This window comes from Gardnerella leopoldii, assembly GCF_003293675.1.
GTDB lineage: Bacteria > Actinomycetota > Actinomycetes > Actinomycetales > Bifidobacteriaceae > Bifidobacterium > Bifidobacterium leopoldii.
The window spans coordinates 1270885-1292005 of the sequence record NZ_CP029984.1 but is presented as its reverse complement, the minus strand read 5'-3'; the positions used below and the strand labels follow the sequence as shown (position 1 = coordinate 1292005).

General features: G+C 45.0%; 15 protein-coding genes and 3 rRNA genes. 12 read left to right on the top strand and 6 right to left on the bottom strand.

Translation table 11 applies throughout. The features are described 5' to 3' along the window. Window positions 1–130: 130 nt before the first annotated feature. Complete coding sequence (locus tag DOD25_RS05170; protein WP_004106195.1) at window positions 131–1099, top strand: ketopantoate reductase family protein; 969 nt, start codon at window positions 131–133, stop codon at window positions 1097–1099. Window positions 1100–1313: 214 nt separating this feature from the next. After that, window positions 1314–3233: an alpha-glucosidase gene (locus DOD25_RS05165; protein WP_064340712.1), complete on the top strand. Its 1920-nt coding sequence runs from the start codon at window positions 1314–1316 to the stop codon at window positions 3231–3233. A gap of 25 nt (window positions 3234–3258) precedes the next feature. Here the strand turns inward: DOD25_RS05165 and DOD25_RS05160 are convergent, their stop codons facing one another. Continuing rightward, window positions 3259–4029, bottom strand: coding sequence for an SIR2 family NAD-dependent protein deacylase (locus DOD25_RS05160; protein WP_064340713.1), 771 nt, complete (start codon window positions 4027–4029; stop codon window positions 3259–3261). Between the two features lie 415 nt (window positions 4030–4444). Between DOD25_RS05160 and DOD25_RS06490 the strand changes: the two genes are divergently transcribed. The 6 genes from DOD25_RS06490 to DOD25_RS05125 all read left to right on the top strand — a co-directional run bounded on the left by DOD25_RS06490 (window position 4445) and on the right by DOD25_RS05125 (window position 11584). Continuing rightward, window positions 4445–4591: a hypothetical protein gene (locus DOD25_RS06490; protein WP_162720529.1), complete on the top strand. Its 147-nt coding sequence runs from the start codon at window positions 4445–4447 to the stop codon at window positions 4589–4591. A 192-nt stretch (window positions 4592–4783) separates the two neighbouring features. Then, window positions 4784–6311: ribosomal RNA gene (locus DOD25_RS05145) — 16S ribosomal RNA — on the top strand. Window positions 6312–6685: 374 nt separating this feature from the next. Continuing rightward, window positions 6686–9746 (top strand): 23S ribosomal RNA (locus tag DOD25_RS05140). Window positions 9747–9925: 179 nt separating this feature from the next. Then, a 5S ribosomal RNA gene (gene rrf, locus DOD25_RS05135) occupies window positions 9926–10042 on the top strand. The 16S, 23S and 5S rRNA genes sit together here, the layout of an rRNA operon. 450 nt (window positions 10043–10492) lie before the next feature. Continuing rightward, window positions 10493–11212, top strand: coding sequence for a nitroreductase family protein (locus tag DOD25_RS05130; RefSeq protein ID WP_064340399.1), 720 nt, complete (start codon window positions 10493–10495; stop codon window positions 11210–11212). Window positions 11213–11233: 21 nt separating this feature from the next. Next, on the top strand, window positions 11234–11584 hold the full coding sequence (locus tag DOD25_RS05125) for an XRE family transcriptional regulator (RefSeq protein ID WP_231880178.1): 351 nt from the start codon (window positions 11234–11236) through the stop codon (window positions 11582–11584). A 180-nt stretch (window positions 11585–11764) separates the two neighbouring features. On the opposite strand, the gene DOD25_RS05120 is transcribed toward DOD25_RS05125, so the two are convergent. The 3 genes from DOD25_RS05120 to DOD25_RS05110 form a co-directional block, all read right to left on the bottom strand. Beyond that, entirely contained in the window at window positions 11765–12136 is a 372-nt protein-coding gene (locus DOD25_RS05120) for a hypothetical protein (protein ID WP_064340397.1), read from the bottom strand. 161 nt (window positions 12137–12297) lie between these two features. Further along, window positions 12298–13458: a hypothetical protein gene (locus DOD25_RS05115; RefSeq protein ID WP_064340327.1), complete on the bottom strand. Its 1161-nt coding sequence runs from the start codon at window positions 13456–13458 to the stop codon at window positions 12298–12300. Further along, window positions 13455–14126, bottom strand: coding sequence for a response regulator transcription factor (locus DOD25_RS05110; RefSeq protein ID WP_064340328.1), 672 nt, complete (start codon window positions 14124–14126; stop codon window positions 13455–13457). The genes DOD25_RS05115 and DOD25_RS05110 overlap by 4 nt, the downstream gene beginning before the upstream one ends. Before the next feature lie 476 nt (window positions 14127–14602). On the opposite strand from DOD25_RS05110, the gene DOD25_RS05105 reads away from it, so the two are divergent. From DOD25_RS05105 to DOD25_RS05090, 4 genes are read left to right on the top strand one after another with little or no spacing between them, the layout of a single operon-like run. Further along, window positions 14603–15505, top strand: coding sequence for an efflux RND transporter periplasmic adaptor subunit (locus DOD25_RS05105; RefSeq protein ID WP_064340329.1), 903 nt, complete (start codon window positions 14603–14605; stop codon window positions 15503–15505). Then, a complete protein-coding gene (locus tag DOD25_RS05100) occupies window positions 15502–16212 on the top strand; it encodes an ABC transporter ATP-binding protein (RefSeq protein WP_064340330.1) in 711 nt (236 codons plus the stop codon). Before DOD25_RS05105 ends, DOD25_RS05100 begins: the two co-directional genes overlap by 4 nt. Then, a complete protein-coding gene (locus DOD25_RS05095; protein WP_064340331.1) occupies window positions 16196–17407 on the top strand; it encodes an ABC transporter permease in 1212 nt (403 codons plus the stop codon). Before DOD25_RS05100 ends, DOD25_RS05095 begins: the two co-directional genes overlap by 17 nt. A gap of 27 nt (window positions 17408–17434) precedes the next feature. After that, window positions 17435–17959, top strand: coding sequence for a hypothetical protein (locus tag DOD25_RS05090; RefSeq protein ID WP_064340332.1), 525 nt, complete (start codon window positions 17435–17437; stop codon window positions 17957–17959). A 44-nt stretch (window positions 17960–18003) separates the two neighbouring features. On the opposite strand, the gene DOD25_RS05085 is transcribed toward DOD25_RS05090, so the two are convergent. Together DOD25_RS05085 and DOD25_RS05080 are read right to left on the bottom strand one after the other, a co-directional pair. Further along, complete coding sequence (locus tag DOD25_RS05085) at window positions 18004–19266, bottom strand: MFS transporter (protein ID WP_064340333.1); 1263 nt, start codon at window positions 19264–19266, stop codon at window positions 18004–18006. Between the two features lie 136 nt (window positions 19267–19402). Continuing rightward, window positions 19403–20947 (bottom strand): aminotransferase class I/II-fold pyridoxal phosphate-dependent enzyme, encoded by a 1545-nt coding sequence (locus tag DOD25_RS05080; protein WP_004104838.1) that lies wholly within the window; start codon window positions 20945–20947, stop codon window positions 19403–19405. Window positions 20948–21121 lie beyond the last annotated feature (174 nt).

The following is a 21121-nucleotide window of genomic DNA, read 5'->3' as shown; positions in this document are numbered from 1 at the left end:
AGCAGTTGGCTGATTTTAGTCACTACAATCAGCCTTACTGCTTTTTATTATATTCACAGCCGCTTCGACGAATTTCCATGTATGCACGAATTTCGCCTAAGCACATTTTTATCTAAAAGGAGGTGTCACTATGAGTGGCATGAAATATGCAATGATCGGTTCGGGAGCTATGGGATATCGCTATGGCGTTTTGTTGCAGGAAACGGCTGGCATTCATGTTGATTTCATTGATGCCTGGGATGAAAATGTGAATAAAGTTCGCGAGCAAGGCGGCGTAATGGTGAGCCGTGACCACGAAAACCGTCATTTAGTGCCGATTAATATGTATACGCCTGAAGATTATGACGGCGATCCAGACGTGTGGATCGTGTTTATGAAGCAAATGCAGCTTGCGGAAATGTTGGAGCGTTGTAAGCATTTGTTTAAAGAGCATCAGGTTGTGTTTGCTGCTATGAATGGTTGGGGTCATTTCGAAAAGTTGCAGCAATATTTCCCGGATGACCATATTTATGGTGGAACTGCAATGATTGCAACCGTTTTGAACGGTCCGGGCGACGTTGATTTTATTGGTAAAGTTGGCGTTGGTACCATGAACATGTGTGCGTTAAACGAGCAGGTGAGCGATGTTGAGCTTGCTATGCGAGACGATTTTAAAGCTGCAGGCTTGAATCCTACTATTACGGAAGATTTCAAGGGTACGTGCATGGCGAAGGTAGTTTTCAATTCCGTAGTTAACACTTTGTGCACAATGTATCAGATTCAAATGGGCCAGTTTATTTCGTACCCTGGGTCTATGGATATGGCTCGACAGCTTATTAACGAAGCGTACGACGTGTGCGATCGTGCAGGAATTCGTATGGTTAATACGCGTCAGCAGGAGTTGGAGGCTATCGATTACGTAAGTCGTGTTGCAAATCCTTTGCACTATCCTTCTATGTACCAAGATATGAGTCGCGGACGAAAGACTGAAGTCGATTACATCAACGGATATATTGCAAAGCTCGGTCGCGAAAATGATTACGTTTGCCGCACTCACGAATTCTTAACGCACGGAGTTCATTTGGCAGAACTCGCGTTCAAGCTTCATAATCAGCAATAATTTAGAGAGTATCCCTATAGCTCTTGCAATGAATGAGAAGGAGGAGCGGCTCGCAATTTTTACTGCGGGCCGCTTTTTATGATCCGCGCGTAACATCTAATATGCTGATAAAATTTAGAGTCTAAAATCATAAATATTATTAAGTAAATAGAATTATTTGTAATAAATAAAACTGCAATAAAAATACTTATCAATGTAAATTAATGGGGATTAAATGACTACTTTTGACAGAGCAAACTTGCCAGAATCCGTGCGCACGAACGGCGCTACTCCAAACCCTTGGTGGGCGAATGCAGTAGTGTATCAGATTTATCCGCGAAGCTTCCAAGACACGAACGGTGACGGCATTGGTGATTTGAAGGGAATCACTTCGCGCCTTGACTATTTGGCTGATTTAGGTGTTGACGTGCTTTGGCTCAGCCCTGTTTACAAGTCTCCGCAAGACGATAACGGTTACGATATTTCTGACTATCAAGATATTGATCCGCTTTTTGGCACTTTGGAAGATATGGACGAACTTTTGGCTGGCGCGCACAAGCGTGGGCTTAAAGTTGTGATGGATTTAGTAGTAAATCACACTTCTGACGAGCATGCTTGGTTCCAGGCTTCAAGAGATGCTTCTAGTGATTACGCTGATTGGTATTGGTGGAGGCCTGCGCGTGAAGGTTGTGTGCCTGGTGAGCCGGGTGCGGAGCCGAATAAGTGGGGTTCGTATTTCGGCGGTTCCGCGTGGACTTACGATCCGAGGCGCGGAGAATACTTCCTTCACCAGTATTCTCCAAAGCAGCCAGATTTGAATTGGGAAAATCCTGCGGTTCGCGCTGCCGTGTACAAGATGATGAATTGGTGGATGGATCGCGGAATTGACGGCTTCCGCATGGATGTGATTACGCAAATTTCCAAGCATGTTGATTCTGAAGGTCGTTTGCCTGGGGAAGTTGGCTGCCAGATTGAAGATTTTCCAGCTGGTGCTGACGGCTATTCTTCGCCGTTCCCGTTCTGCTCGGATGGTCCTCGTTTAGACGAATTCTTACGTGAGATGCGTGCAGAAGTTTTCGAAGGGCGCGAAGGTTTCTTAACTGTTGGTGAAGCTCCGGGAATTTCTCCGCACCGTAATACTTATATTACTGACCCTACTCACAGTGAACTCGACATGTTATTCCTGTTCAATCACGTGGATATCGATTGCGAAAACGGAACTAAGTGGAACCCTGTGCCGCTAAAGCTTACGGAATTAAAGCGCGTGATGGCAGAGCAACAGCAAGCGGTAGCGGATGCTGGTTGGGCGAGCTTGTTCTTTAATAATCACGATCAGCCGCGTGCGCTTTCTCGCTGGGGTAGTGAGGCTAGTGAGGAGATGCGCGTGCGCTCTGCTAAGGCGATTGCCATGCTTCTTCACATGCACCGCGGCACGCCTTACGTGTACCAAGGCGAGGAAATAGGCATGACTAACGCGCACTTTACGCGTCTCGAGCAGTATCGCGATTTGGAAGCGTTGAATATGTTTAAGCAGCGCGTAGAAGAAGCGCATATTCAGTCGGCTGAGTCGATGATGGATGCGCTCGCAAAGCGCGGGCGCGACAATTCTAGAACTCCAATGCAGTGGAATGCTTCTAAATACGCGGGTTTTATGCCTTTTAATGTTACGTCGCAAAATAACGCAGAGCCGTGGATTAGTGTGAATCCTAACTACGTAGACATTAATGCAGCTGAGCAGATGGAAGATTCAGATTCCGTTTACGCTTTCTATAAGTATTTAATTGCTTTGCGCCATTCGGAGCCGATTGTTTCTGCTGGCTCTTGGAATTTGGTCGATGCGGATGACGAGTGCGTGTACGCTTTCGTGCGCGAGCTTAAATCTGATTGCGAAAAGCAGGATGACTCTGCAGAGACTGCTGCGGAATCTGCTGCAAATTCTGCGGAATCTACAGAACGCATGCTCGTAATGATTAATATGACTGATTCAACCGTGCCTATACCTACGCAGAGCGCGCAATTATTGCAAAATCGCGCCTCTAACGCTTTTGTGGGGCGTGACGTAATGGTTACAACTTACGACGTGAATCACGCGCTTACATCGCTTAAAAACGGTACGCTTGCGCCTTGGGAAGGTATAGCTGTTACTTTGCAATAGTTTTAATAGCGTTACTTTGCAATAGTCACTTTGCAATAGTTTCGTCTACTAATTTTGGCAGAGCTTTCGCAATATCTTCGCGAATAATACGCTCTGCCAAATAGTCGTATTGTGTAGAGCCCAGGTTCATTATCGTAATAGGCACTCCTGCACGCGCGGCTAACGGTACGAGAGAAGCAGCTGGAAATACTTCTAGCGTGGAACCAATAACCCATAGCTCGTCCGCTTTAACTATTGCTTGCGCGCTTCGTTCCATTGCTCCCTCAGGAAGTGCCTCGCCAAAATATACAACGTCTGTTTTGATTAAACCGTTGCAAGGCATATTGCTACGGTATGGAAGAGCGCGTCTGCAATGCGGATCTGGATGCTCGTCTAAGTCGCGCATAATATCGGCAGTTTTATAGCTCGCGTGGCAGCTCATGCAGTGTGAGGTTCCAATGCTTCCGTGCAAATTCACTATAATATCTGGGCTATTGCCAGCTTTTTCGTGAAGTGCGTCAAAGTTTTGGGTGGCTATTAAATCTAGCATTCCAGCTTTCTCAAGTTTTACAAGTGCCTTGTGTGCTGTTCCTGGCTGAGCGTTCCAAACAGGTGACTCTTTTTGCCATCGCCAAGAGTAAATGCGTTCTTCTTCGCTGCTTAAAAACGCGTCTATGTCGTAAACACTCATTTGTTCTGGGTGCTTAGTCCATACGCCATCTGGTCCGCGAAAATCAGGAATGCCAGCGCTTGTGGAGATTCCTGCTCCGGTTAGTACAACAATATGGCGTTTGCTGTTCGATTGCTTGTTGCTCATTCTTCTGCTCCTTCTTTTTATTAATGTCTGTTAATGTCCTATTCTTATTTTCTTTATGTGCTTTATGCTTTTTGTGTTTTTATGTGCTTTGTATTCTTTATAAAAGTTTATTTAATAAGTATCTATTTATATAGGTATTTCTTATTTCGTATGTATTCCATATATCGCACTCATATATTTTTTGTGTTATCTAATCGTATATCTCATCTTTTTCTGCTTTTATTGTGTATTTTTCGCGTTGATTCCGTATTAATTGCGTCTTTGTTGCTGTTTTTCTTAATGCGTGGGTGCGCGACACTCCCGATTTTGAGGTTTTTGGGGCTATTTTTGATTATTTTTTGTTGGTTTTGATTATTGTTCCTGGTTTTGTGTTGGTTTTTGGGTGCTTTTTTGCGATTTTCGACACGCCGGTGTTTTGGCTTGTTTTCAATGGTTTTGGGGTGTTTGTTTTTGGTGGGTTTGCGTTTTAGCGTGGGTTGGTGTAAGTTTATCTCTTGCTGCTCAGCGCGGCTGGTTCTCCTCGGTTGAGGTTGATGGGCCGGCTGGTGTGGTGGTGGTTTGAGAACTCAAGAGCGTGTCTGTACTACTTATTAGTTAATTATTGCCAGTTCATTGCCTGCCTTGCAGATTGCAGGGTGCCTGAGAGATGGTTAAATGGTGGTGAGGTTTTTTGTTGGGATGTTCTTTCCTTAAAGAATGTCTCGTCTTTTTCTTTTTAATATTGGAGCCTTTTGTTGGCTCTTCATTGAAGTTTTTCGTGGAGGGTTCGATTCTGGCTCAGGATGAACGCTGGCGGCGTGCTTAACACATGCAAGTCGAACGGGATCTAGTCAGCTTGCTGACTGGTGAGAGTGGCGAACGGGTGAGTAATGCGTGACCAACCTGCCCCATGCTCCAGAATAGCTCTTGGAAACGGGTGGTAATGCTGGATGCTCCAACTTGACGCATGTCTTGTTGGGAAAGTGTTTAGTGGCATGGGATGGGGTCGCGTCCTATCAGCTTGTAGGCGGGGTAATGGCCCACCTAGGCTTCGACGGGTAGCCGGCCTGAGAGGGCGGACGGCCACATTGGGACTGAGATACGGCCCAGACTCCTACGGGAGGCAGCAGTGGGGAATATTGCGCAATGGGGGAAACCCTGACGCAGCGACGCCGCGTGCGGGATGAAGGCCTTCGGGTTGTAAACCGCTTTTGATTGGGAGCAAGCCTTTTGGGTGAGTGTACCTTTCGAATAAGCGCCGGCTAACTACGTGCCAGCAGCCGCGGTAATACGTAGGGCGCAAGCGTTATCCGGAATTATTGGGCGTAAAGAGCTTGTAGGCGGTTCGTCGCGTCTGGTGTGAAAGCCCATCGCTTAACGGTGGGTCTGCGCCGGGTACGGGCGGGCTAGAGTGCAGTAGGGGAGACTGGAATTCCCGGTGTAACGGTGGAATGTGTAGATATCGGGAAGAACACCAATGGCGAAGGCAGGTCTCTGGGCTGTTACTGACGCTGAGAAGCGAAAGCGTGGGGAGCGAACAGGATTAGATACCCTGGTAGTCCACGCCGTAAACGGTGGACGCTGGATGTGGGGCCCATTCCACGGGTTCCGTGTCGGAGCTAACGCGTTAAGCGTCCCGCCTGGGGAGTACGGCCGCAAGGCTAAAACTCAAAGAAATTGACGGGGGCCCGCACAAGCGGCGGAGCATGCGGATTAATTCGATGCAACGCGAAGAACCTTACCTGGGCTTGACATGTGCCTGTCGACTGCAGAGATGTGGTTTCCCTTCGGGGCAGGTTCACAGGTGGTGCATGGTCGTCGTCAGCTCGTGTCGTGAGATGTTGGGTTAAGTCCCGCAACGAGCGCAACCCTCGCCCTGTGTTGCCAGCGGGTTATGCCGGGAACTCACGGGGGACCGCCGGGGTTAACTCGGAGGAAGGTGGGGATGACGTCAGATCATCATGCCCCTTACGTCCAGGGCTTCACGCATGCTACAATGGCCGGTACAACGGGATGCGACATGGTGACATGGAGCGGATCCCTTAAAACCGGTCTCAGTTCGGATCGTAGTCTGCAACTCGACTACGTGAAGGCGGAGTCGCTAGTAATCGCGAATCAGCAACGTCGCGGTGAATGCGTTCCCGGGCCTTGTACACACCGCCCGTCAAGTCATGAAAGTGGGCAGCACCCGAAGCCGGTGGCCTAACCCTTTTGGGATGGAGCCGTCTAAGGTGAGGCTCGTGATTGGGACTAAGTCGTAACAAGGTAGCCGTACCGGAAGGTGCGGCTGGATCACCTCCTTTCTACGGAGTTTTTGTGCACGCTCGGTTGAGTGTGGTTACTGGTGTGGAAAACAGTGGTTAACGTTTATATGAGTTTGTTGGGCATGCTTTTGGGTTCCCGGATTGCCACCCCCCTTGTTTTGGGGTTGCGGTCCTTGACTCACAGGATTTCAGGTTGATGCTTTTTGAGTGTTGATGCTGGTTTTGTGGTGTTGTGGTGGTTTGAGAACTGGATAGTGGACGCGAGTAAAATGCGAGACTTTTTTGGTTTCGATTTTTTTGCTTTTATCAATTTCAACCGGCTCCTTTTGTTGGAGTCGCTTGATCGTTTTGTGATCGTTTAGTGTGATGATTTTTTGTCTAGAGAATTTTGCTGATGGGTTCTTACTTTAGTGTTTGTCACTGGTAAGGGCGTATGGTGGATGCCTTGGTAGACAGGACCGATGAAGGACGTGACGGGCTGCGATATGCCTCGGGGAGCTGCCGAGTGGGCTTTGATCCGAGGATTTCCGAATGGGGAGACCCGGCCACTGTTATGAGTGGTCACCACAGTTTTTGTGGGGGGTACGCAGGGAAGTGAAACATCTCAGTACCTGCAGGAAAGGATACTCCGTGAGTAGTGGCGAGCGAAAGCGGATCAGGCTAAACCGGGTGCGTGTGATAGCCGTCAGGTGTTGCGCATTCGGGGTCGTGGGATGGACTGTTCAGCCTCTGACGGGGTTGAGGAGAGTGATAAAATGTCGTGCTAGGTGAATGGGATTGAATTCCCAGCCGTAGAGGGTGATGGCCCCGTAGCTTGTCGTGCGATGTCTCTTTATGTTTATTCCCAAGTAGCGCGGGACTCGTGGAATCCCGCGTGAATCTGCCCAGACCGTTGGGTAAGCCTAAGTATTCCTGTCTGACCGATAGTGTACTAGTACCGTGAGGGAAAGGTGAAAAGCACCCCGGGAGGGGAGTGAAATAGTTCCTGAAACCGTGCGCTTACAATCCGTCGGAGCCTTCTTTGTGGGGTGACGGCGTGCCTATCGAAAAATGAGTCTGCGAGTCAGTGGTATGTGGCGAGGCTAACCCGGGTGGGGGAGCCGTAGCGAAAGCGAGTTTTAAAAGGCGTTTGAGTCGCATGTCCTGGACCCGAAGCGGGATGATCTAGCCCTGAGCAGGTTGAAGCGCGGGTAAGACCGTGTGGAGGACCGAACCCACCTAGGTTGAAAACTGGGGGGATGACTTGGGGTTAGGGGTGAAAGGCCAATCAAATTCCGTGATAGCTGGTTCTCTCCGAAATGCATTTAGGTGCAGCGTCGTGTTATTGCTTACAGGGGGTAGAGCTACTGGATGCTTGCGGGCCCATACCGGGTACCAATAGCAGCCAAACTCCGAATACCTGTTAGGTTTATCACGGCAGTGAGTCGGCGGGGGATAAGCTCCGTCGTCAAAAGGGAAACAGCCCTGATCGTCGTCTAAGGTCCCGAAGCGCGTGCTAAGTGGGAAAGGATGTGGAGTCGCATAGACAGCCAGGAGGTTGGCTCAGAAGCAGCCATCCTTGAAAGAGTGCGTAACAGCTCACTGGTCTAGTGGTTCCGCGCCGACAATGTAGCGGGGCTTAAGCACGCCACCGAAGACGCGGCTGCATGATTTGTTTCATGCGGGGTAGGAGAGCGTCCTGTATGGGGTGAAGCGGCAGTGTGAACTTGTCGTGGACTTTACAGGAGTGAGAATGCAGACATGAGTAGCGAGAGACGGGTGTGAATCCCGTCCGCTGAATGACTAAGGGTTCCGGGGCCACGTTCGTCGTCCCCGGGTGAGTCGAGTCCTAAGGCGAGGCCGACAGGCGTAGTCGAATGGATGAACGGGTTGATATTCCCGTACCGGTGTTACACCGTTCGAACTGAATCTGAGAGTACTAACCTTCATTTTCTTGTTGATTGCCTTTCGGGGTTGTTGATGGGTTTGTGTTGGGACTGTATCGGTAGTAGGTTAGCGTGGGAGTGACGCGGGTAGGTAGCCGGCTGCGGAGGTGGTTTTCCGTGGCTAAGCGTGTGGGCTGTCTCCTAGGTAAATCCGGGGGATGTTAAGCTGAGGCGTGATGGGTAGGCTGTAAGGCTGATTCCGGTGATCCTGCTTGCCAAGAAAAGCTTCAACGTGAGGTGTGATTCCGCTCGTACCCTAAACCGACACTGGTGGTCTGGTAGAGTATACCGAAGCGATCGGGCGAATCCTGGCCAAGGAACTCGGCAAATTACTCCCGTGCCTTCGGCATAAGGGAGACCCCTGATGGTGATATGGTTTTACATTGTTGAGCTGTTGGGGGTGGCACAAGCTAGGGGGTAGCGACTGTTTACCAAAAACACAGGAGCGTGCGAAGGCGTAAGCCGCTGTATACGCTCTGACGCCTGCCCGGTGCCGGAAGGTTAAGAGGATCCGTTAGCTTCGGTGAAGCGGTGAATTTAAGCCCCGGTAAACGGCGGTGGTAACTATAACCATCCTAAGGTAGCGAAATTCCTTGTCGGGTAAGTTCCGACCTGCACGAATGGCGTAACGACTTCCCCACTGTCTCGGCCAGGAGCCCGGCGAAATTGCAGTACGAGTAAAGATGCTCGTTAAGCGCAGAAGGACGAAAAGACCCCGGGACCTTTACTATACCTTGGTATTGTCGTTAGGTGTGGATCGTGTAGCATAGGCGGGAGGCTGTGAAGCGTGGGCGCTAGCTTGCGTGGAGTCGACAGGTGAAATACCGCTCTTTCCATATCTGGCGTCTAACCTCGACGCGTTATCCGTGTCAGGGACAGTGCCTGGCGGGTAGTTTAACTGGGGCGGTTGCCTCCTAAAGAGTAACGGAGGCGCTCAATGGTCCGCTCAGCCCGGTTGGCAATCGGGTGTTGAGTGTAATCGCACAAGCGGGCTTGACTGTGAGACTGACGGGTCGAGCAGGGACGAAAGTCGGAGATAGTGATCCGGTGCCGGCGTACGGACGTGGCATCGCTCAACGGATAAAAGGTACCCCGGGGATAACAGGCTGATCATTCCCAAGAGTCCATATCGACGGGATGGTTTGGCACCTCGATGTCGGCTCGTCGCATCCTGGGGCTGGAGCAGGTCCCAAGGGTTCGGCTGTTCGCCGATTAAAGCGGCACGCGAGCTGGGTTCAGAACGTCGTGAGACAGTTTGGTCTCTATCCTCTGCGCTCGTTGGAATGTTGAGGAGACCTGCCCATAGTACGAGAGGACCTGGGTGGACGAACCTCTGGTATGCCGGTCGTCACGCCAGTGGCGCTGCCGGTTAGCTACGTTCGGAAGGGATAACCGCTGAAAGCATCTAAGCGGGAAGCCTGCTCCAAGATAAGCATTCCTTGCACTTTAGTGTGTGAGCCCCCATGTAGAACACGTGGTTGATAGGCTAGATGTGGAAGCCCTGTAAGGGGTGGAGCTGACTAGTACTAACGGGCGATGGTGACATTCTTCCTCACTTTTACTAGTGGGGAGGGTGAGTTCCTTATGAGTATTATTCTTCTAGCGTTAATGAGTACTGAATGTTTTGCTTAACGATCAGTTGGTAAAAGAGTTTTTACGCGCGTTCATGTCCGGTTCCCTAACCGCCACGTGTTGCCACTCAATGGTTTTGAGTGTATAATCTAGTTTTGCGGTGGTCATGGCTCAGGTGAGACGCCCGGTCCCATTCCGAACCCGGAAGCTAAGGCCTGACACGGCGAGGGTACTGCACTCGATAGGGTGTGGGAGACTAGCACGCTGCCGCATTATTTTTCTAGCGGGGAGTTTTTTACTCCCCGCTTTTTTCATATTCGCATACTGTTCTTTCGTTTTCGTATACTGTTATCTGTAATTCTTCAAACGTGGGCGCGACGACCTGTCTGAGCGCTGCGATTTAGCGCGCGAAGGCAATTCGGAGCGGAAACTCGCTTAAGTTGGAAGTCCAGTGGACTTCCAACGCGAGTTTCGTAGCGAGCACGTATAGTGCGAGTGTCGTCTCGCAAATGGAGCGTAGAGCGAGGGTTAACCCTCCAAACGTGAGAGAGTGTTCTCACAAATGGAGCGCAACACACACCGACACACTCCAAACACGAGGAAAAACTGCGGGCATTTGTGGTCAAAAATGCTGGAACGCTCGCGCTATAAGCACTCAAGCAGGTAGTCACACAAACACGAGAGAGAACACTGCGTGCGTATTCGGTGCGATATACTAAAAGCATGACTACACAAACTTTTGAAGCACTCGCAAAGTCGCGATTTTCTGCACGTGATTTTCTAAATAAACCTGTCGATTCTAAAATACTTGAAACTATTTTGCAAACAGCTGCACAATCACCGAGCTGGTCCAATACGCGTGGCTACATGCTCGCTATTGCTCAAGGAGAACGCAAGCAGCAGCTAATCGACGCATATGTGCAAAAATGCAAAGCAATGTTTCGTACTAAAGACGCTACCCTTAGCGAAGAAGAGCGCCTGATAGCGCAGAAAATGAGCCACCCGGATGGAGATTTTCCTGTAATGGCTCCGTATCCACAATCACTTAAAGAGCGTAGCGCTCGTTTAGGGTTGGCGTTGTATAAACATTTAAATATTGATCGCAAAGATTTTCCTGCTCGAAATGCTCACACTTTGCGCAACTTCCAGGCGTTCGGTGCGCCAGTTATGGGATTTGTGCTTGTTCGCCGCGATTTTCTGCCGTTTGCTGCGCTGGATGCTGGAATTATGCTACAAACGTTACTGTTGGCAGCTAAAGAGCAAGGCGTAGATTCATGCCCCCTTGGCGTTCTTGCTACATGGCGTTCACCGCTTGACGAAGTATTCGACATTCCTCCGGAGTATGCGCTGATTACTGGTTTTGCGTTAGGGTATGCGTCTGAAGCGCACGTAAATGCTTTCCGCGCGGAGCATCCGCCAATCGAGCTTGCGCAGGAAAAGTAACTTCGCACGAACCAACCTATCTTGCAAAATCCAAAGTACTTTGGAAAATATCAGATAGAAGTGCCGGAAATACCAGGATTATTTACTCAAGTGCGTAGGCTTGATCAGGTTGCAGCAATGGTAAAAGATGCTGCTGCAACTTTAAATGTTAAAGTCAATGGCGTGAAAGTAACTCCGAAACTTAGTGAGCAAGATGAGCTTATGCTTCAGCGCATGTTAGATGCAAAATCGGCAGCTATAAAAACTCAGCAAGAGGCATCTATGCTTATGTGTGAAACGGTTCGCATACTAAGGAATCAGGGATTGACGGTTCGTGATGTTGCAGAGCTTACGGGGGTTACTCCGCAGCGAATAAGTTCGCTTAAAGCTTAGTGATTCAAAGCAATGTGGTTGAGGCTATGCGCAAGTAAGTCGCTTAGTAACGCATAAACTCTATGCAAAACAAATAAATAACGGATAAATAAGTAAAGGTCAAGCCGTAGGATGCATGGATGCAACTTGACCTTTGAAAATTGTGATATGTTTTTAAGTTAAAATCGCAGTCTAATGCTTTTATTTATTCTTGGCAATTCCAAGAGCTTTTGAACTTTCATCCTTGTCAAGGCCTATAAATAGAAGCACGATTATGCCAATAATCAGCGGAACATAACCGTATCCAGATCCGTGGATTATGCCGAATATTTCCATAAGCCCATTTGCTATTACAGCTAGTGAAGATACGATAAAATATAGCTGCGCGCACCACGGTTTTTTAATGAGAAACATGGTTGCAAGACCAAATAATCCAGCGATAATTTGAGGCACCCCCCATAGATAATCATTACGCATTACAATCAGCGCAATTCCGCCAGCAAGAAATACACCATTGGCTATTGTCCAAAATACGGACGGAATTTGTGCTTTTGTATCTTCTAAATTACTCATATTCTTCTCCTTCTGATACAAGAAAATAATTGTGTATATAAAACTTTGACAATTTATAAATTAATGGCGTGCTAAAAGGTAAACAATATCTTGTATATGAAAACCTTTACAAATAATTACTAACTAAAACTGCTTAAGATTCATTAATCTTTTAAACTGAATCAGTAAAGCATACTATCTATACAGTTATGTTCATTTTTGAAAGGAATAACTGCATTACATTCCCAATACTTACCAAAGGCTCGAAAATAGAGTGAACCGCCTAAATGCTTTATGGTATCGCGATGAAGCAGAAGTCCTTTTTGAGATACTGAGCGAATTGCATCTTTACTTTTTCCGCCCAAAAATCGAACATTGAACTGTTTTATAACAATTTGTTTTTCGCGTATCGAAATTCTGATGTAATAAACTAAAGAAGCATATTTTCGCATGTTCAAATATAGTTCTTCGATTAATTCAATAACTTCACAGATGATTTCATTGCTAATGTCTTCAGGAATATCGTTACTAGATATATTGCATATGGATCTTCCTTTTAATCCACAAGATGTATTGATTGAGTCGTTCATTTGTAGTGTATCTTCAATGTGCTGGATGAACTCGCTTCGAGCATCTTGCTTAGCAGTATTTCCACGTAGAATGTCGATAATATTATGTCCTTCTTCAAAAGCCTGATCTGCCAAATCATTTATTGCCTCAATAGCACTTCGCTGTTTTTTAGAAATAGACTTGTCAAGTAATGCTATTTTACTTTGTAATGCAATATCTGCAATCTTATTAGTTAATCTATCGTGCATTCGCACAGCCAGATGAAGATTATTAATTGTTTGCTTATCTTTTTCATAAAGAACCATTTTTTGGTGAGAAATGCGCAAAATAATACCAGTGCAAACGCAAAATATATTTATTAAAAGGTAAGCAATAAGATACTTGAAAGACAAAGTTGATAAGTATCGGTATGCAACGTAGTGTAATGCATCTATTACTAAGAATAAAGGTAGTGTAAATTGAATCGGATATAAATACGAAATAAAAACAAATGATATGATGAGCCCGAAAGTTACTGGTGGAAGATTCAGACTAGGAATAACAAGAATGCTGAGATGTACAAAAATATAGCACATGCTCATAAAATGCGGGAGCAAGCAAAGAAACAGATTTATAGCAGCAAGAATCATGTAAACTATAACAAGTTGTATTGTGCTATTGTCGCTATTTGAGTAAATATATGCATCCATTGCGCTTGACAAACACCCCAATAGTAAAAATGTTTTATTGTCAATAAGCTTTTCTCGCAAACGCCGCATTAAGAAAATAATCATTGTGTATCATTTCCTAAATATTCATCATGCAGCCATGTAGTAATAAGTTGTGAACGATTTGTCACATTCAATTTTTTGAACACGCGACGAAGGATAGTTTCCACAGTACAAGTTTCAACAAATAAACGTTTGGCGATTTGCGCATTAGTCATGCCTTTACTGCACAACTTTATAATTTCAGTCTCATGATTCGTTAAAGCAAGGCGTCCATTTTTTGGCTTATTTTGCAAACGCTGAAATGCTGTCGTCGTGTCGTCAAAATGAAGATCTCCTATTATTTGTGGCTTGAACGTGCCATGGGCAATACTGCTAAGCATGGCGCAAATGGTTTCTGGGTGGTTCTTTCCAACAATGCCTTGCGCGCCTGCTGTTGATGCTTTTAAAGCATAATCGTTGATAGGGAATGAAGTTATAGCAATTATTATTGGGAGTGAGTATCTTCTTCGCAATTCGTATAATATTTTAATTCCCGAAACCCCAGACATATACATGTCAATTAGCAGCACGTCTGGGCATTGATTTTGACAAAACTGAATTGCTTGATCGACGCACGTGGACAACCAGCAAATATTGCAGGACGGAACAACCTGTTCAATATATGTTTTTAGGCCGTGTAGACAAAAACAATCATCATCAACAATGCCAACAGTAATATGCTTTGCTATCATATTGCTCCTTTAGAAAAGCATTATTTAAGTAATAATAGTACTTGAATTTGTATGATGAATATCTTGTCTAGGAAAACCTTTACAAAGCAGATTGTATAAAGGTAGTTACTGGAGCTTATGGGGGTTACTCCGCAGCGAATAAGTTCGCTTAAAGCTTAGTGATTTAATCACAATGTGGTTGGGGGCTATGCGCACGGAAGCCGCTCAGTAGTGTATAAACTCTATGCAAAACAAATCATTCTCTGGTATTACGCAAGCTCCAAGAATCATAAATAAAATCATCATTTAGTCTGATGCAAACTCTTTACGGCGATTATAGGCTATTAAGCAAAAGCTTAAATCTTCAATAAAGTGACAATTATAAAAGCGTCAATTGTAACATTATCAAGCACTTTATTTATTTTCGATCAGTTTGAGAGGCTTGTTTCGACGCATACTATGTGTCTACGAGTTTGGTGAGTAAGGAGATTTGTATTATGAGTAAATTTATGAAAGTACTCTTGCTTGCTGCTCTGCCAGTGTGTTTGCTTACTGCATGCTCTGGTAGAGCAGTTGATGATAGTCAACAGCAGGCATCACATGATTCAGTTCCGCTTGTTTCAGTCAAAAAACAGCCTTTAACACAAGTTGTGTCGGGTAAAGCAACAATAGAACAATCGTCTACCTTTGTTATCACTGCTGTAAGTAGAGGGAATTTTTCTCCATCGGTAAAGGCAGGAAGTGCTGTAAAAGCTGGAAGTGTTCTAGGTTACAATGCTGGTAACAAAATTATTGCTCCTGTAGACGCTAAAGTTGTGTCAGTAGCTGAATCGTCTGCGGACGTGCCTAAATCTTTCCCACTATTCACTCTTAAATATGAAGGTTTTTCAATAAGCCTTAATGCAAAAGCTTTACTTCGTTCTGCGGATATTACAGATGTTAAAGGTCGCTTCCAAATTGAAGACGGTGTTGGACCAACCAATTGTTTGCAAATAGTACAAAGCGGTGGAACTTCTACCGATATTGCAGCCTCGGGTAGTAGCAAGAATGATAATGCTGATTCGACTCAAACAGATGAGTCGAGCGCGCAAAGTACACCTAGTGTATCGTCAAAAGTTTTAACGTGTTTAATAGATAAAAGCACAGAAGTAGAATCAGGCCAAAATGCGACGCTTGTTTTTAATGGCAAGCATAAACAATCGGTTCTAACGCTGCCCGTTAGTGCGGTTGCTGGAAGAGTTCAAAAAGGTTTAGTCTCATACAAAAAAGGCGATAATTGGGAGCGTAAAGAAGTTGGTCTTGGAATAAGTGACGGCGCTAATATTGAGATTACGTCTGGTTTGCATGAGGGTGATGTTGTAGCAGGTGTTTCTCCTGATCTCATTCCAGGAGTGCAATGATTATGGGAAACAATCCTGTTCCATTGGTTGAATTACAAGATGTGTCAGCGCGTGTGAAACTAGGCAATGGCGAATGGCTTACCACTGTCAACTCTGCGTCTATGCTACTTAATCAAGGTGAAACATATGCGGTAGTTGGCAGGTCTGGATCTGGCAAAACGAGTCTTATTTCTATTGTCGGATTTTTGAATAAAAATTTTACTGGAAAATACCATTATTCTGGCAAGTCAATCCAAAAGTGTAGTGATAATACAGTATCGCATATGCGCGCTCGAAATATTGGTTTTGTTTTTCAAAACTATTCTCTCATTAAGCATTTAAGCATTAGAGAAAATGTTGAGTTGCCGCTTTTGTACGCAGGACTACAACAAAGCAAGCAGACAAGAAGAAAAACGATAGAAGAAGCATTATGTGCTGTTGGATTGCAAGATAAACTAAACGAATACCCTGGAAGTTTATCAGGCGGTGAACAGCAGAGAGTTGCGATAGCGCGTGCTCTCGTCACTAATCCCGAATTACTTATTTGTGACGAGCCAACTGGTGCACTCGATAGTAGTACGGGAGAAAAAGTGCTTCAAGTGTTGCATGATCGTGTTAAAGAATCTGGAACAACATTACTATTAGTCACTCATGATATGAAAGTGGCTCGTTCTTGCTCTCACATTTTTACTATGGAAGGCGGTGTTCTTTATGATCATGCTGCTTAAAGATTTGCGCCTTTCTCCTATGAGATCCTTCCTCACAGGTTTTTCAATGTTTATAGGCATCATTGCCGTTATTGCGTCAGTGCTTATTGGCACGGTTGGTAAGGACTATCTTATTGCAACTAACGAACAGCTAAACGGTCGTAGATCAACGTACGAGATTACTTTTTCAGCACAAAATTTTGACGAATATTCAGTATTTAACAAATTCTTAAATCGCATTGAATCTGCAAACCGTAACGCTAACGTTATGCTACAACCAAACACTGGACTACTGTTTAGCGCTTCTATGCCAGCCTCGAAGAGTGTAAAAATAAGCAAAGAATATAAGACTGGCAATCTTCAATATGTTGACGCTGTTTACACTACGGCAGGATACAACAAAGTTTATAACTTACCTATTGTAAGTGGAAGATGGTTTAGTAATAGCGCTAAAAGCAACGCATTAGAAATGGTAGTAAACCAATCTGCTAGCAAAAGATACAAGATTGGTGAAGTAGCATTTATTACTTCTCGTAAAACAACACAAATGAGTCCTATAAGGATTGTTGGAGTTGTGAACGATGGCGTAGACTCAGCAAAAGTATACGTGAATATTCTAGGATTATTACGTTACGCTCCAACTCTTTGGGAATATTCTGGAAAAGAAGCTCAAGGCTCAATCTACTGGTTGAATAAAGAAAATCGTTCTCAAAAATCAATTAAATCTTATGTTTCAGACGCTCTTTACGACTGTTGTGGTGGACAAGTAAACGAAATTAGAAGACATGATAATAGTGATGATTACGAGAATGTTATAACAGTACTGCAATTAAGTTTTGCTATCGTAGCAGCATTATTGCTTTTTGTTTCCGCGTTAGGTTTAATCAATATTGGTTTAGCATCGTTGGAGCAGCGCACGCATGAACTGCTTATACGCAGAGCTTTGGGTGCTACTAGATGGTCGATTGCTTCACTCGTATTAGGCAGTGCGATTATTTTAGCTCTGATAGTTTCGATTGCTGCCGTCGCTGTTTCTTTTGGCCTTGTGTCTATAGCATCAAGTTTTTGGGATGTAGCAAGCCCAGTTAGTCCGCCAGTTTACCCATATGAAGCCGCTATTGGAGCTGTTATTGCGGCTTTTATTACAGCGCTTGCTGGAAGTGTGGTGCCGGCAATAAAAGCATCACGTTTACAACCAGCATTAGCATTGCGTTAATTTTCAAAAAATAAGAAAGAAGGAATAATGAATAATCATACTATTGGTAAAGCAACTCTTATTGTTGGTGTGCTTAGTGTGCTTCTTATGTTTAATGCGTGTGGAGGAATAGGCAACAATGATGCGAGTGGTGTGGGTGGTGCGCGCTCGCAAAATAGTTCGCCTAGAGAGATTGTTGATTTTGCTCATATAGAGAAGGAATATCAGGAATCTGTGGCAAAGCTTAGTTGGCCTGAAAAATATAAAGCTCCTGCAAACTTGGTTGGAGAAGAAAAAGACGGCCAGTTCCAGAGTGGATATGGTGATACGCAAGCATCTAATTATTATCAGTGTGCTTGGGAACGGCAATGGTTAGATACGTATGCTAGTGATGAACAAGCGGCAAGTAAAGCTTTGCATGAGCTTGAAAAAGTGCCTAGCATGCCGTTTATGGGTCCAGACCGTTGTGATGATGCAACGCGAAACTTTTTCAAAGAGCATATGCGTAAAGCAAAACTGGGAGATCCGTCAGGATTCCAACAGGATGTGCAAGCTAATTGTCCTGTGATGTAATTGCATTTGTATAGCTTTATTGTGCTTTCTCACTAAATAGCTTGTTATATGCTTCTTTTTACCCATGTTGATGGTGTCCAATAATCTTTGGTAAGCATTGATGGGTATGTTTGTTTACGAGTTTGAATAATCCATAAGGCTATACCTGTTGAAACAAGTATTACGCCAGCTGCAATCATTATGAATAATGATGAATTTAGATTTCCCCATGCTAGTACGCTTGCATACCCTACGATAATGCCGCATTGCTCCATAATAGAAGTAAAAGTAGTAGTTGCGCCGAGAATGTGTGTTGGTATGCCGTCGAGAAGAGCTGTTTGCCCATAGACAATAGTGGCGTCAAAAATAATACCTGCAATGAAAGCAGAGCAAAGAAAAAGAGCAATCCAATTATTAAGTGCGAAAATAAGTAAAGGAATAGAAAGGAATCCAGGTAGTAAAATAGAGTATAAAATCTCATAATGCAGCACAATATATTTGCATAATAGCGAACCTACAATCATGCCAATGTTAAATATGCTGACTATTGATCCCCACGTGGATGCCGAATGAAAAAGTGTGAGACAATGGTGTGCTCCCATTAGTCTAAATGCAGCAAGCCATGATCCAGATTGTAATGCTGATACTACTCCTAAGACTATTAACCATGGTGTAGATTTCATATAGTGTAGAGAAGCTGCAAAACCAGCAGTTTTACTGCTTCCTGTCTTCGTATTGTTTGCGCTATTTTGTGCTTGCTGGTTTAGATTAACTAACAGTAGAGGTAGCGCCGCTAGTATCATCACAATAGCAATGCTCGTAAAGAAAATGAGCGGATTGCATATATCAACAAATATGCCAGTGATAGCAGGTGCAGCAAGCCTGCTGAGATTAATCCACATGCGCATGCTTGCTAAAAATTTGGTTTTTTCGCCAGCTGGCGCGCTATATGCCATTAATACTTTTTGATTAGGCGAAGAAAATGCAGTAAAGAACCCGAATATTATGCCGAGTAGTGTAACCGTAATAGCAATAAGATTATGCTGTGCTACTAAAGCGAAACCGTATCCAGTACACAGCAAGGCAAAGCAGAACGTTAGAGTTATAAACAATCTAGTTGGTGGATATTTATCTGCGATAATGCCGCCAAGCGGTGCTGCTATGCAGGTCATAAGCGCTACTGATACCGCGTTAAGCGCTGCGTGAGATAAGTCGACATGTATTAAAAGATATAGGCTTACGCCAAATCTACAGCTTGTTATAAGAAAGGCATTAAGCGATAAAACGGCAATAATAAGAGTTGTGCGAATTCGTGCCGCAGCGTTCATTTCCTTCTCTTTTTTTCTTTCTTCATGTTATGAATGTCTTTCATATTCTGAATAATATATGCCTCTTGATATACACCTTTTTCTGGACTGCGAGTGAAATGAGTGTTTTGTCGCAGTTTATAGGTGGGGGTTGCTGTTACTGGCGATAGTAGGAGAGGAAGTTGGAAAGTTTGCTCATTGCGTCGCGAAGCGTTTGCAAGCGCGGCAAGTAGACTACGCGGAAGTAGCCTGGAGTCTGCCAATTAAAGCCTTTGCCGTGCACAATCAGCAACTTCTGATCGCGCAGCAAATCAAGCGCAAACTGTTCGTCGTCGTGAATGTTATAGCGGTCTGGATCGAGTTTTACAAACATGTAGAAAGCGGCATCCGGTCGCTCGACGCTTACGCCATCCATCTCCTGAAGCGCGTTATAGCAGTATTCGCGCTGCTCATACACGCGTCCGCCTGGCTCCAAGTACTTTTCAACGCTTTGGTATCCGCCCAAAGCAGTCTGAATAATCGATTGCGCAGGAACGTTCGAGCACAATCGCATATTAGACAGCATGTTAAGTCCCATAATGTAGTCGCGAGCTTTGGATTTATCTCCCGAAAGGCTCATCCAACCAATGCGGAAGCCGGCAATCATATGCGATTTAGAAAGTCCGCTGAAAGTTACGCAGAACACGTCTGGAGCAAGAGAAGCAATCGAAATATGCTTCTTGCCGTCCATAACAAGACGGTCGTAGATCTCGTCCGCAAAAATAATCAAATTAAACTCGCGCGCAATCTTAACAATCTCTTCCAAAACTTCGCGGCTATACAGCACTCCCGTAGGATTATTCGGGTTAATAATCACGATTGCTTTAGTGCGCGGCGTGATTTTAGAGCGAATGTCGGCAATATCTGGGTACCAATGCGACTTTTCGTCACACATGTAGTGCACAGGAGTGCCGCCAGCCAAGCTCGCGCACGCGGTCCACAGAGGATAGTCTGGGCTTGGTATAAGAATCTCGTCGCCGCAATCAAGCAACGCTTGCATAGAAAGGTTAATCAGCTCGGAAACGCCGTTTCCGGTGTAAATATCTTCCATTTGCACGCCTGGAATGCCCTTAAGCTGATCGTATTGCATAATCGCCTTGCGCGCAGAGAAAAGTCCGCGACTATCTGAGTAGCCTTCGCAGTCAATAAGCTGCTGCTGCATGTCGTAAATTACTTCGTCTGGAGCGCGGAAGCCAAAAGGCGCAGGATTTCCAATGTTGAGCTTTAGAATATGCGTTCCGTTTGCTTCCATGCGGTTTGCTTCTTCAACAACAGGACCGCGAACGTCGTAAAGCACGTGTTCAAGTTTTGTGGATTTGTTGAATGTGCGATGCTTTAGAGTTTTGGAAAGTTCAGCTTCTGTAAGCTGCGGCTGTTGCTGCTGTTGTAATTGATTTAATTGTGATTCTTCTGCAGACTGGCAGTTTTGCTCGATTTTTGCACAAGAATGACCGCCTTTGATTCCGTCGCTGCTGATTCCAAGAATTTCAGCTAGCATGTTACGCACGTCTTTGCGAGGCTCAGTTTTGCCGCTTAAATACTGGCTTAACTGGCTTTTGCCAAGCTTATGACCGTTTTTTGCCGCAAGCTCGATTACGTCAATCTGCTTGTACCCTTTGCGCTTCATAGCTTTCTTAAGCTCATCAGCAAAATTCTGTGCCATAATCTGTCTTTCTTGTAAAATCGGCATTTATAAATTGAACAAGTTTATAGCAAAGTTCAAAATATAAGTATTAAATTGAACTATTTGCTCAATATTAGTCGCAAAAATTATTTTGTATAGTAATTTTTCAAAAAATGACGAGAAATAGTAAAAAATAGTAGAAATATAGTAGAA